Source organism: Psychrobacter sp. 1176_08 (assembly GCF_052850615.1).
Map to the genome: position 1 here is coordinate 15,843 of NZ_VXCU01000013.1, position 13,083 is coordinate 28,925.

A 13,083-nucleotide genomic window follows, 5' to 3' on the forward strand; every position below is an offset into this window, starting at 1 on the left:
ACTGGCGCTAGAGAAATTAAAATTACGAAACTGTAGATGAATAACCTTGACTCTAAAGCCACTAGAGGGTTCATAATATCATTATTCAAAGGGTAAATTATTATGAAATATCATATTGAAGGTATGGACTGTGCCAGTTGCATCGGCAAGATTGAAACAGCTTTGAAACGTATGCCTGGGGTTTCTGATGTTCAGCTGAATTTCGCTACAGAAACGCTAGAGCTAAATTTAGCCCCTGGTGCGCCGACTCAGGCTAGTGATATCGAAAAAACCATCAAAAGCCTAGGGTTCGGTATATCTGCCAATACTGGTCAACAAACTGTATCGGCTATTGATATTGACAGCGACAATCAGATGGCTCCGCAGGATAAGCGGTGGTGGCAAACTCAAAAAGGCAAACAGGTTGTTGGTCTCGGTATTTTGATGGGCAGCGCTTATGCACTGTCACTACTGTTCCCCGCTTATGGGATATGGGTGTTTGCCATCGCTGTGATTGTAGGCGTTTTTCCATTTGCACGCAAAGCCTTAGCACTGGCTAAAACAGGTTCATTCTTTTCAATTGAAACGCTGATGTCCGTCGCCGTGCTTGGCGCACTTATCATTGGTGAAGCTGAAGAGGCCGCAGCGGTTGTCTTTTTGTTCTCAATCGGTGAACTGTTTGAGAGTATCGCTGCTGATCGCGCTCGCGCTGGCATCAGAGCCTTATCATCGCTGGTTCCGAAAAGTGCAATTTTACTTGATGCTCAAGGTGGGCAGCGTAACGTTCCAGCGACTTCATTACAAGTGAATGACCTTGTGCTGGTGCGTCCTGGAGATAGCGTATCTGCTGATGGTTCCATTGTTCAAGGTGCGTCCAGCCTTGATGATTCGCCCGTGACGGGAGAGTCTGTTCCTGTTGCCAAGACGACGGGTGACAATGTATTTGCAGGGTCAATTAACATCGATGGTGTGCTCCAAGTGCGCGTAGAAAAGACAGCCGCCGATAACACCATTTCGCGCATTATCGAGCTGGTAGAGCAAGCCCAAGCCTCCAAAGCACCCACTGCCCGTTTTATTGAGAAATTCAGTCGTTACTATACACCGGCTGTGATGGCTATTGCCGCCCTAATTATCATCGTCCCACCGTTAACCATGGGCGGAGATTGGTCAACTTGGTTATATCGAGGTCTAGCCTTATTATTGATTGCCTGTCCCTGTGCTCTTGTACTATCAACACCCGCTGCCATCGCCTCTGGTCTTGCTGTTGGTGCGCGCCGTGGCTTGCTGATCAAAGGCGGTAGTGCTTTAGAAACTATCGGCCAAGTGAAGACGGTCGCTTTTGACAAGACAGGCACTTTAACTGAAGGCAAACCACGCGTGACCGATGTTGTTGCCTTTACACAAGAGGACTCAAGTATTCAAGGTCAGAATTCTCAAGGTCAAGATGAGATATTGGCGCTTTTTGCCAGTGTGGAGATTGGTTCTAGTCACCCGCTTGCTGAAGCCATTGTCAGTCATGCTGAAGCTGCTAAAGTGGTCATACCTGTGGCCTCCAATGCTTCTGCAACTGCCGGTAAAGCGGTACACGCAACTGTCGCGGAGCGCGCGCTAGCTATCGGTTCGCCTGTTTACGCAGCCGATGAGGCATTGATTTCATTCACACAACAGGCGCAAATCGAGGCGCTGCAAAATGAGGGTAAGACCGTCTCTGTTCTTTTCGATGAGCAAAACCGTGAAGTGCTTGGATTAATCGCGCTAAGAGACGAATTACGAGACGACGCTCATGAAGGTGTGGCTCAGCTCAAAGCGATGGGTTTGCGCTCCGTCATGCTAACAGGCGACAACCGCTTAACCGCTCAAGCACTTGCCAGTAATTTAGACGTGGAATGGGAAGCTGAGCTGTTGCCTGAGGACAAACTGCGCCTGCTTAACGAAATGAAGAACAACCGCAAAATAGCGATGGTTGGTGATGGTATTAACGATGCGCCAGCGCTAGCAACTGCCGATGTTGGCATCGCGATGGGTGGTGGTACCGATGTGGCCATTGAGACGGCCGATATCGCATTATTAAAAAGTCGTGTCACGGACATGGCTCATCTCATCGCACTTTCACGTGCCACCATGCGCAACATTCATCAGAACGTCATTTTCGCTTTAGGTCTCAAAGGCGTCTTTCTGATCACGACCGTATTCGGCATTACTGGACTATGGATTGCGGTTCTAGCTGATGCTGGAGCAACAGTGCTCGTTACTCTTAATGCGTTACGTTTACTGCGCTTTAAAGGCGCGCCTCCACTGGTAAATCCGCCTAAAGTAGTTAAATAAAACCCTTCGAAATCAATTAAAAACTAGAGATAGCAGCAGATTTCAGGGGTGGGTTCTAATAATAAAAATTCCACCGCCACAGTAAACTGCAACCGCATTAGAGTAAATAAGGTTAGACCGTATGTTGATTACAGAATTGGGCTATTTTGCCTTGCTTACCGCTTTTGTATTGGCGTTATTGCAGGTAATTCTGCCAACTATTGGTGTTATTCATAACCAAGTTGCTTGGCAACGACTAGCCCCTAGCTTAGCTTGGGCACAGTTTGCCGCCATGATAACGTCATTTGGCGCTTTGATAGCAGGTTTTTATTATAATGATTTTAGCCTCAGTTACGTCGCGCAGCATTCCAATACGCTGTTGCCTTGGTACTATAAATTATCGGCGACATGGGGCGGACACGAGGGCTCTTTGCTGCTATGGATGACCATCATGGCCACATGGTGTGCACTGGTATCATACTTTAGTCGCGGCTTGCCGTTATCAATGCGTGCGCGGGTATTAGTTATTTTGGCCGGTGTACAGTTAATGATGCTAACGATGCTGATATTTACCTCGTCACCGTTTGAGCGTACTTTACCCAATCTAGCGGTCGATGGCGCTGATTTAAATCCTGTCCTACAAGATTTCGGTCTGATTATTCATCCGCCCATGTTATATATGGGCTATGTGGGTATGGTAATACCTTTTGCATTTTGTATGGCGGCATTGTGGGAAGGGCGTTTAGATGCTGCTTGGACACGCTGGTCACGTCCATGGGCGCTCGCGGCTTGGGGGTTTTTGACCATTGGTATTGCACTGGGCTCGTGGTGGGCCTACTACGAGCTTGGCTGGGGCGGTTGGTGGTTTTGGGATCCGGTAGAGAATGCCTCGTTTATGCCTTGGCTTGTCGGCTTAGCATTGCTGCATTCATTAGCAGTCACTGAAAAGCGCGGGGTGTTTAAAGCATGGACCATCATGCTGGCTATTTTCGCCTTTGCCTTAAGCTTGCTTGGCACGTTCCTGGTACGCTCTGGAGTCCTTACCTCAGTGCATTCGTTTGCCGCTGATCCGACGCGTGGTTTGGTTATCTTAGCTATTCTTGGCATTATCATCGGTAGTGGTCTATTAATGTTTGCCGTTCGAGGTTGGCGTTTAACCGTTGAAAGTCAATATCAGCTGATTTCACGTGAGTCCTTTTTAGTGATCAACAACGCCATCATTTTGATTGCAACCTTAGTGGTTCTGCTCGGCACCCTTTACCCTATTATCGCTGATGCCTTTGGTTTAGGACAAGTGTCCGTTGGCCCTCCTTATTTTAATGCATTATTTGTACCTTTAACGTGGCTGTTATTAATAGCTATGGGTATGGGCTCAAATATTCGCTGGAAAAAAGACACCCGTCCACTACTGGGTATAGGCATGGTCATCGCCGTTAGTAGCTTAGTATTAGCCGCCATTATTACTTACTTTGTTAATCCATCGTCTATGCTTAATATTGGTGTGACTTTAGCCGTTAGCTTTTGGGCACTGCTATGGATGGCAGTTGATTTTAAAGATAAAACTAAGAATGCGCCTAATCTTTTTAACGGTTTGCGGCAGTTGCGTCTGAGCTATTGGGGTCAACAGACTGCTCATATTGGCGTATTGGTTGCTGTCATTGGCATAGCCTTTACTAGTAGCTTGAGTACTGAGCGTGACGTAGCAATGGGTATTGGCGATACAGTCAATGTTCAAGGTTACGATTTTGAAGTAACTGAATTTTTTGAAATAAAGGGTAGTAACTTTGATGCAACGCAGGCGCAAGTCGTGGTATCCAAAAACGGTCGTGAAGTGGCGAAACTGAATCCAGAAAAGCGTACTTATATCATTAGCACTATGCCGACCACTGAGGCGGCCATTGATGCTAGCCTAATGCGCGATGTTTATGTCGCACTGGGCGAACCTATTGCCGATGGTAGTAACCAATGGGCATTAAGGATTTATGTAAAACCATTAATTCGCTGGATTTGGTTAGGGGCAATTATCATGGCTCTAGGTGGATTAATTAGCATGCTTGATAAACGATACCGCATCAAAAAAGTTAAAGCTCCATTGCTAGTTACTGGTGATCTGGCTACTGATGGAGTCAATGAGGTAGCTATTGAACAGGCAATCTCAGCATCGACGATGTCGACACTAAAGGAGAAATAAATGACTATGTCGAATAATACTCCTGAGCAAAAAAATAGCCAAAACAGTAAGCAGCGTAACCCAGAGACAATGAAAAAAAAGCAGACGAAGCTATGGTTCTTAGTTCCGCTTATCCTCTTTTTTGGTTTGGTAGTTATATTGTACATGCGCTTAGGTAAACCAACAGACATTGTGACCAATACCGCTCTTGAGCGTCCGGTTCCTACCTTTGAGCTGCCGTTATTAGCAGATACTACCCGTACTATCACCAATGATAATTTGCCGGATAAGCCGTTTTTACTTAATGTTTGGGGCTCATGGTGTCCAACTTGCGTTATTGAGCATCCGTTTTTAATGCAACTAGAAGAGCGCGGCGTTGATATCGTTGGTGTGAATTATAAGGATGAGATTGGTAATGCGCTCAGTTACTTAAACCGAGGCGGTGATCCATTTTCTATGTCTATTCAGGATTCATTGGGTCAGTTTGCTCTAGACTTAGGCATAACTGGTGCGCCCGAAACCTTTGTTGTGGATGGAGATGGCATCATTCGTCAGCATATTGTTGGTGAGATTAATGAAGCCAATTGGCAACAGCGTGTTAAGCCGTGCCTGACCGTACTTAATGAGGCTAATAAGAACAACGATAGCCCTGATCTCATTCAGGTTGAGGAGATGTGCAAATGAACGTTACTCGAATAAGAGCTCCTCAAATAAAACTCAATATAATTTTAAAACTAGCAAGCTTAATACTAGCGTGTCTGCTTAACATGACGGCAAACGCAGCTATTGACGTATACGATTTTGATTCACCACAGCAAGAAGCTCAGTATCGTGGATTAATAGAAGAGTTTCGCTGCCCAAAATGCCAAAATCAAAACCTTGCAGCCTCTGATGCACCGATTGCACAGGATCTAAAGCAAAAAGTCTATGATTTAATTAAAGATAGACGTAGTGATGCTGAAATACGCGCCTATATGCAAGAGCGCTACGGTGACTTTATTAGCTACAAGCCGCCTATGCGACCATCGACATGGATCCTATGGTTTTTTCCACCACTATTATTGCTCGTCTTAATTGTTGGTTGGTTTTGGCAAAGTAAACGCCGCCAAGTTGTCGCCCGTGGCCAAAACGGCGTTACAGTGAACAGTACTGCTGCCTTGACCTCTACGGAAAAGGCTGAGCTTGATCGTCTATTATCGCAAGCTGAGAGTGTCGACCACGACATTACTAGCCTAGAGGACAAAAAATGACTCTATTTTCTACTTTTGGCTTATTTGTAACTCTAAGCTTGCTGATTGCTCTTATATTTTCGCTGATTGCTATTATGCCATGGCTACGAGCACCGCGTTTGCAGTCCAAACCAATAGACAATCAACTGCTAGATATTAATGTTGCAGTATTTCGCGAACGTTTAGCTGAGCTACAAACAGATAAAGACAGCGGTACTATTAATAATAGCCATTATCAAAATCAAAAGCTGGAACTGGAGCGTCAGCTATTAGATGCGCAGCGTCAGATAACACCTATGGTCACCCCTGATGTCAAAAGCAGTTTAATTGTCGCAGCTTGGATCCCAATATTGGCTGCAATGGCGTATTTACTAATAGGTAATCGTACGCCCGTGTTTGATTTGTGGACAGCTGAGGACAAAGTAGGACAAGTGGCTGACGACCTATTGACAGCTAAAATTGACAAGCCGCCATCATGGGCGTTTGAAGATGGTCGTCAACTGATTAGCGCCATGCAAACCAATGTTCATCGTAATGCTGATGATCCTAATCGCTGGATGCGCCTATCCGAGCTTTTCTTATCTATGGAGGCAACTGATTCTGCGCTGGAAGCCTTATCTCGTGCCTATCGTTTAGCTCCTGAAAATGAAGAAATCGCCACCACTTATGCTCAGACTAGCTTTTTTGTTAATGAAGGTCAGTTAGACGCCAATATTCGCCGTGTATTACAAGCTATATTAGCTAAGAATCCGCAGCATGAACGGGCTCAAATGCTCATGGCAATGGGTGAGACTCGTAGTAGTAACTTTGCCCAAGCGCAAGGTTGGATTAAACGCTTACAAGGCAGCATTGTGGCCAAACCAGGTGATCATACTAAAGCTTTAGCAAGCTTAGATGAGTTAAGCAACTACGTTAGCACGCAAGAAAAGCAAGCGCTAGAAGGTATTGACGTGACAGTGAACATTAACGCTAATTTATTACCGTTAGTGAAAGCTGATGATGTGTTGTTTGTTGCGATACGTGACGTTAAAGGAGGTCCACCGTTTGCCGCCAAACGTTTACCCATTAGTGTTATTAAGCAAGGTGAGGCCAGTATCCGTTTAAGCAATCTTGATGCGATGATGCCAGATCGCACGTTAAATTCAGCTCGTAGTGACAAAACTCAGTTAGCAGTCGTTGCTCGTATTAGTCATAGCGGTAATGCCATAGCAGAGTCAGGCGACTTATCGGGTAATCCTATAGTGATTAGCGCTGAACAGACTCAGGTTAATGTTGAAATCAATCAACAGATTCCCTAATAAAAAATTATTACCGTAAGTTTCATAATACCATAGCGGTAAGTGGAGCAGTTTTTAAAAGTGACGCTATTAATAGTCGTATACTAAAAACATATACGTTTAACATTGTTCATTGTATAAACACAGATAAAGAAAACAACTATGACTGAATCTACCGACAGATTAGATAGTACTAAATTGAATAGCGTTGAATCGGCTAGTACTAATATTGCTGATAATAAAGTACCTATAGCTGTGAGTAGTACACATCAATCAATTGACTCTAAAACTATGAATCACACGCCTAAAGCTATGTACGTAACTTCAGGCAACTCGATAACACCTAAAGGTAAGTTGGATAAAATGCCAAAAATGGTTGCCAATGGCAGTCGCGCTTTTATCTGGTATTTGTTGGCGATAATGGTATTAATACTTGATCAATGGACTAAGTGGTTGGCCGAAACCAAGTTAACTTTTAATAATCCTGTACCGGTTATTGAACCATTCCTCAACTGGACACTTGCTTATAACTATGGAGCAGCATTTAGCTTTTTAGCCGATGCTGGTGGTTGGCAGAAGTGGTTTTTCTCAGGTATAGCATTGATAATGGCTATTTTTTTGACGGTTTATTTAATCAAAGCACCACGCAAAGCCAAGCTATTATCTATGGGTTTAGCATTAGTGCTTGGCGGCGCAATTGGTAACCTAACCGATCGTTTAAGACTCGGTAAAGTGGTCGACTTTATTCATGTGCACTATGCTGATGTCTGGAATTATCCTATTTTTAATGTTGCGGATATAGGTGTCTGTGTCGGTGTAGCGTTGATTATAATTGATATGATGTTTTTGGAAAGTAAGCGTAATGAATAAACATGTAAATGTTGATCAGTACAAATAAAAAGAACTAGCGTCATAGCTGCTTTATACGGAAAGATACTATTTATACTCAAGTGTGTTTATAAAAATGCGAACTGGAATGTGATGTATGATTAATACAAACACTCTCTCATTCTATGTACTAAAACCCAATGCATAATTGTATGCGAGTGAACGCAGAATGATTTTGAAGTGGCTAGACGAAGACGTGACGTGCTAAGTGGTAGATGACAAAAACCAGTAATTCAAAGCTCTGTACAAAGCTATATACTTATAGGCTCAGCTCTCAAAATGAAAATGCTTCTTTGAGCAATACCTGCGGGCGTACTCGGCTCACTCTTACCGTTTGGCACGTTTATATCCGATCGTTTACTAAAAAATAATTTATAGACAAGTGGAAGTAAAGGAGCTTAGAACAAGCCCTGCTACAAACGTATTTTATTACTCAAGGTTACTTTTCTTAATTAAATCACAAGCCACCATTAAATAACATTGAGCATAAATTAATCACCATAAAATTTTAATTTAGACCCAGTATGAATAATCTAACACTCTACTCACTTTTCCAATTTATCTTACATCCTGTTGACAAACCCATCTTGTTTAAAGACCAAACAGGTTTTGTCATTGCAATGGATTTCCTATTATTCTAGGGTATAGGTTATTGATAAAAATAGCTTATATTTTATATAGCAGTATATTTTTTGAGGATATTTTTTACAGTGAGATGATAAACTATAGTGCTAAATTATGAATAATTAAAGTGGTAGGTTTTTTGTTTGAATTAAAAACAGTAGGGCTTTTTGCCGTTACTGCTCTAGCAGAGATTATAGGTTGCTATTTGCCATACTTATGGCTGAGAGAGGGTAAGTCAATATGGCTGCTTGTCCCTAGTGCGCTTAGTTTGGTTGCTTTTGTATGGCTACTGACTTTACATCCAACCGCCGTTGGCAGAGTTTATGCCGCCTACGGTGGTGTGTATGTAACAATGGCAATTCTTTGGTTATGGGCTGTTGATGGTATTCGACCAACGACATGGGACATATTAGGTACAGCAGTGGCACTTCTAGGCATGGCTATTATTATGTTTGCATCTCGCAATACATAGAATACGGTTGTTTTAACCATCACGTACTAAAAACTCCACTATGGCTGGTACATTCTCTCTAGCACTGCGGCCAGCACCAATCAGAGTGGCAGAACCTGGGCTTGCCCAGTCGCCATAACAGAGGTTATGACAAACGACGTTGGTAGAAAAAGTCAGTTTTCACTGGTTCTATTTAAGCATACTCCAAGGGGACCATCTAAAAGGCATCAAAAACCGATTAATAGACGACTTAAAATAGACTGCTGTAATGGAGATGCTTATAACAGACTATTGTACGTATTTATGTTTATAAGAGCGTATCTACGAGCGTTTATCAAAGAATAAGATGCCAAGCGTGCCAAAAATGAGCTTATACAGTTTGCTACTGATCATGGTCACAAAATTGCCGCCTTCTATGTTGAAAACGAGTCAGGCGCAACTTTAATACGTCCACAGTTAATGTAACTGATTGATGACGCCCATGAAGGCAATATAATTTTGGTTGAGCAGATTGACCGCTTAGCACGTTTGAACCAAGCTGATTGGGATACTCTCAAAAGAATGCTATTAGAAAAGAAGCTGGCGGTAGTATCAAAAGAGCTACCGACCTCTTATATAACTCCTCAATCTGATAGCAGCACTGAATTTATGAGCAGCGTATTACAGGCCATCAATTCGATGATGCTTGATATGCTCGCTGCTATTGCTAGAAAGAACTATGAAGATCGACGTAACCGTCAAATGCAAGGTATTGCTCGTGCTAAGGTAGAAAGCAAATATTCATGACGTAGGAAAGATACCGAGAAGCGTAAGATTATCGCTAGCTTTCTGAAATCTGGACATAGTTATTCTGAAATACAAGCTACAGCTAAGTGCTCGCGTCAGCTGATAGCTGTTATAGCTACTCAAATACTCAAATACTCAAATACTCAAATACTCAAATACTCAAAATTATTTTGAGGATCTGTAATAATCCTTGTCAAATAAAAGTGGGCTGTTATCAAAGCTCCTTTAACATATTCTGTTTAAGTAAGAAAATATTGATTACGTTTTATGCTACGGTATCTCAGCCGAATCTTTTGTAGTCGAATCATCATCGCAACGATGACATTTATACCAGCTTAATCGTCAAGGTAGACATCCCTGCATATAGCAGGGTCTGTTCTACCTACTCAATTCATCTGTCTCATCTTTAAAGGTCTCTACAACGACAGAGAAAATATCGTCCCAAACCTCATCATTTGTTAAAAATGGATAATCCTTCAATAGCTTATTACTTTTAGCACCCTTATTTTGCAGCATACTGCGAATGATTCTATCGGCATAGCTGTTGGGCATCTCAACAATCTCTTTTATCGCCAGTCGTGCATGGTCATGCTTTCTTAGGTACTGTGACTCGTTATGCATCTCTTTTTCAATAACATGAGCAATCAGTCCTGATAAATACTGAACGTGAGGCGTTAGTTCCATAAAGCGCCATGCAGGTTGAATCAGGTGAGTATTTCCAAAATTTAAGTTTGAGCGAATACCATCAGGGTAAGTAACTGCCTTTTTATCAAAGTTGTAATGATCACGGATTTGCTTCATAAGCGGCACAGAGACACGGTCTAAAATTTTGTCATAGGCATGACGGTCTGAGGGATGCTCAGCAATGGCTTGTGATATAGGTAGGATAATCGGCTCATGAATGACTTGGTCTCGCCTGAGGACGTCATTAATTAAGAAGCGATGTACACGGCCATTGCCATCCGCCAGCGGATGAATATATACAAAAGCAAAGGAGGCAACCGCACTACGCATCAGTGCTGATTGTCCCTCAGTCTTTTCCATAAATACCTGTAACCCTGCTAGCTTGTTAGCAATGTCATCAGCAGGTGGCGCGATATAGTGCACAATTTCTTTAAAGCCATTCACCTGAGTATGCGACACAAAAACTGGCGATTGACGGACACCATACTGCTGGATAACCGTTTTGCTACCGAGTATCTCTTGTTGCAGCTCTGCTAGTGATTCAGGATCAAGCGGAATGTCACCGGTGCCGGTACGCCGTGCCATCACATCGGCAAAACGTTCAATGCGTTTTAACTCTTTTCCCTCACCTTCTATAGTAAAGCTGGCTTTACTCTCTCGTAGGGTCATCCATACGGAGGCGCGCATCAGTAAGTCTTGCCCAAATTCATCGTTAAGTTTGTCAACCATCGTGGCAATATCGAGTGCAGCTGCTTGCGTAAAGGCCTCTGTTTTCACCAGCATCGGACAAAAATGACGGGTTCCTGCTATATTGTCATTGTTACGCCAGCGAGCGTTCTTGATGACCTGCGAAGGACTTGAAGTAACCAATTTCTTAGCATCTAAAGCATCCACATAGTTACCACCTATATTACTTGGTACCTCTAAACGCTTATCCATGAGCCATTCATATAAGAAAGCCATTCTACGGGCATAGCTGCCTGTCGGCTCAGCGTTTACCCATGCTTGCACGTCATTTGCCCCTATCTGCTCAAATAGACGAACCAGTAACTCTAAATTCAGTACTTCATGACGCATGTGAAACTGTAAATGCGCAATGATTGTGTCCAATGGACGCGCGTTTTCTTGATAAGCGTTGTGGATGACGTCACCGTCTTTATAGGTTTGTCTGCGTCCACCGATACTGCTGCTGACATATAAAGGGGAAACCAGCTCAATACTGGCATAGCGGACAAGCCATGCTGCGCCAATAGGATCTGAGGTAGGGGTATTCATCATGAGTGGCTCAAGCGATTATAGATAAGCCATTTTGCGCAAAAACAATTATGAATGCAATATAATGATTATAATGAAGCATTATTGCATTAAAACGATTTTCGTATGACATTGCGATACCTTTAGATTAAGACAAAAGAGCATGTTGAATCAATTGCCTACAAACATTAGCGTCTGAAAATACAAACAGAAAATATAGGTCGATATTTAAAATACCTCAACTATTAACCTGCTTTAAGACACGATAAACAGTAGCTACGCCAACACCAACCGCCTTAGCGATCTCTTCTTTTGTCATATTGTTTTGACTGGCCAATTCTTTAATACGATTGTGTTTTGCGGTATTGGCTTTCTTACCAGTGGGTTTATAGCCACTGTTGGCCAATCCTTGTTTAATGCGCTCTCTACGCTTGTCATTATCAAGCTTTGCCATGGTCGCTAATAAATCGATCAGCATATCGTTAATCACTTTTAGGATCTCACCTGTCATACCGTCACTCATCGTATGTGTGGTTGGTAGATCAGCCACCACCAATCGTAAGCCCTTATCTTTGATACGCTGCTTTAGAATCGAAAAATCAACTTGAGATAGTCTGCTTAATCTATCTACGCTTTCAACCAATAAAATATCGCCTTGCTCGGCGTCCTTTAGCAACTTAGCTAATACTGGTCTATCGAGCTTTGTACCACTGAAGTGCTCAACGTAATCAACATAGCTATCACCATAGCGGCTACTGAAGGCAACCAAATCTACTAATGCTCTAGTAGCGTCTTGATCCTTAGTGCTGGCTCTCACATAAATACGAACGGTCATAACGCCCCTCTATTACTTAGACTTGATAATTAATGTTCATTGATAATACCAGGATATTACTATCGTTTAATTGCTAAGATAAGTCAAATGATAGATAGATTATCGTTTAGAGGTTTTATGTTTTGGGTATAGACTAATGGTAGACCGCTTAGCACTTTTAAATCAGTATGACTGGGACATCTTAAAAAATCCTGTCTGAGAAAAAGCTAGCGGCAGTATCAAAAGAGCTGCCGACTTCATATATGGCCTTGTAGCCTGCAAACAATACTGAGTTTATGACTAGCGTATTGCAAGCCATCACCTCAATGGTGCTTGATATTTTCGTTGATATTGCTAGAAAGAACTATAAAGATCGGCGTAACCGTCAGATGCAAGGTATTGCTCGTGTTAAGACAGAGGGTAAATACTCAGGACGTAGGAAAGATACCGGGAAGCGTAAGATTATCGCTAGTCTCCTAAAATTTGGGCATAGCTATTCTGAAATACAAATTACGGCTAAGTGCTCGCGTTAACTGATAGTTGTTGTAGCTAAAGAAACGGAATGATACTCAAATACTCAAATACTCAAATACTCAAATACTCAAATACTCAAATACTCAAAT

At 42.6% G+C, this 13,083-nt stretch carries 11 protein-coding genes; 9 read left to right on the forward strand and 2 right to left on the reverse strand.

Going from position 1 to position 13,083, the window contains the following annotated elements; all coding sequences use genetic code 11:
* Positions 1 to 102: 102 nt before the first annotated feature.
* The 8 genes from FW759_RS13530 to FW759_RS13565 all read left to right on the forward strand — a co-directional run bounded on the left by FW759_RS13530 (position 103) and on the right by FW759_RS13565 (position 9,708).
* Positions 103 to 2,304 carry a heavy metal translocating P-type ATPase gene (locus FW759_RS13530; protein ID WP_446443244.1) on the forward strand — a complete coding sequence of 734 codons (2,202 nt, stop codon included), beginning with the start codon at positions 103 to 105 and terminating at the stop codon, positions 2,302 to 2,304.
* Between the two features lie 121 nt (positions 2,305 to 2,425).
* Positions 2,426 to 4,474, forward strand: coding sequence for a heme lyase CcmF/NrfE family subunit (locus tag FW759_RS13535; protein ID WP_446443245.1), 2,049 nt, complete (start codon positions 2,426 to 2,428; stop codon positions 4,472 to 4,474).
* Positions 4,475 to 5,137, forward strand: a complete 663-nt coding sequence (locus FW759_RS13540) for a DsbE family thiol:disulfide interchange protein (protein ID WP_446443246.1) — start codon at positions 4,475 to 4,477, stop codon at positions 5,135 to 5,137.
* An 83-nt stretch (positions 5,138 to 5,220) separates the two neighbouring features.
* Positions 5,221 to 5,703 carry a cytochrome c-type biogenesis protein gene (locus FW759_RS13545; RefSeq protein ID WP_406947853.1) on the forward strand — a complete coding sequence of 161 codons (483 nt, stop codon included), beginning with the start codon at positions 5,221 to 5,223 and terminating at the stop codon, positions 5,701 to 5,703.
* Positions 5,700 to 6,980 carry a c-type cytochrome biogenesis protein CcmI gene (gene ccmI, locus FW759_RS13550; protein WP_057758757.1) on the forward strand — a complete coding sequence of 427 codons (1,281 nt, stop codon included), beginning with the start codon at positions 5,700 to 5,702 and terminating at the stop codon, positions 6,978 to 6,980. Before FW759_RS13545 ends, ccmI begins: the two co-directional genes overlap by 4 nt.
* Positions 6,981 to 7,121: 141 nt before the next feature.
* Complete coding sequence (lspA, locus tag FW759_RS13555; protein WP_057758759.1) at positions 7,122 to 7,829, forward strand: signal peptidase II; 708 nt, start codon at positions 7,122 to 7,124, stop codon at positions 7,827 to 7,829.
* A gap of 781 nt (positions 7,830 to 8,610) precedes the next feature.
* Positions 8,611 to 8,943, forward strand: coding sequence for a YnfA family protein (locus FW759_RS13560; RefSeq protein WP_446443247.1), 333 nt, complete (start codon positions 8,611 to 8,613; stop codon positions 8,941 to 8,943).
* A 447-nt stretch (positions 8,944 to 9,390) separates the two neighbouring features.
* Positions 9,391 to 9,708, forward strand: coding sequence for a recombinase family protein (locus FW759_RS13565; protein WP_446443249.1), 318 nt, complete (start codon positions 9,391 to 9,393; stop codon positions 9,706 to 9,708).
* A gap of 378 nt (positions 9,709 to 10,086) precedes the next feature.
* Here the strand turns inward: FW759_RS13565 and FW759_RS13570 are convergent, their stop codons facing one another.
* Complete coding sequence (locus FW759_RS13570) at positions 10,087 to 11,670, reverse strand: Fic family protein (RefSeq protein WP_446443248.1); 1,584 nt, start codon at positions 11,668 to 11,670, stop codon at positions 10,087 to 10,089.
* A 214-nt stretch (positions 11,671 to 11,884) separates the two neighbouring features.
* Complete coding sequence (locus FW759_RS13575; protein ID WP_057758764.1) at positions 11,885 to 12,481, reverse strand: recombinase family protein; 597 nt, start codon at positions 12,479 to 12,481, stop codon at positions 11,885 to 11,887.
* Between the two features lie 275 nt (positions 12,482 to 12,756).
* Here FW759_RS13575 and FW759_RS13580 point away from each other — a divergent pair, with 275 nt between their 5' ends.
* Entirely contained in the window at positions 12,757 to 12,993 is a 237-nt protein-coding gene (locus FW759_RS13580) for a hypothetical protein (protein ID WP_057758766.1), read from the forward strand.
* The last annotated feature ends 90 nt before the right edge of the window (positions 12,994 to 13,083 follow it).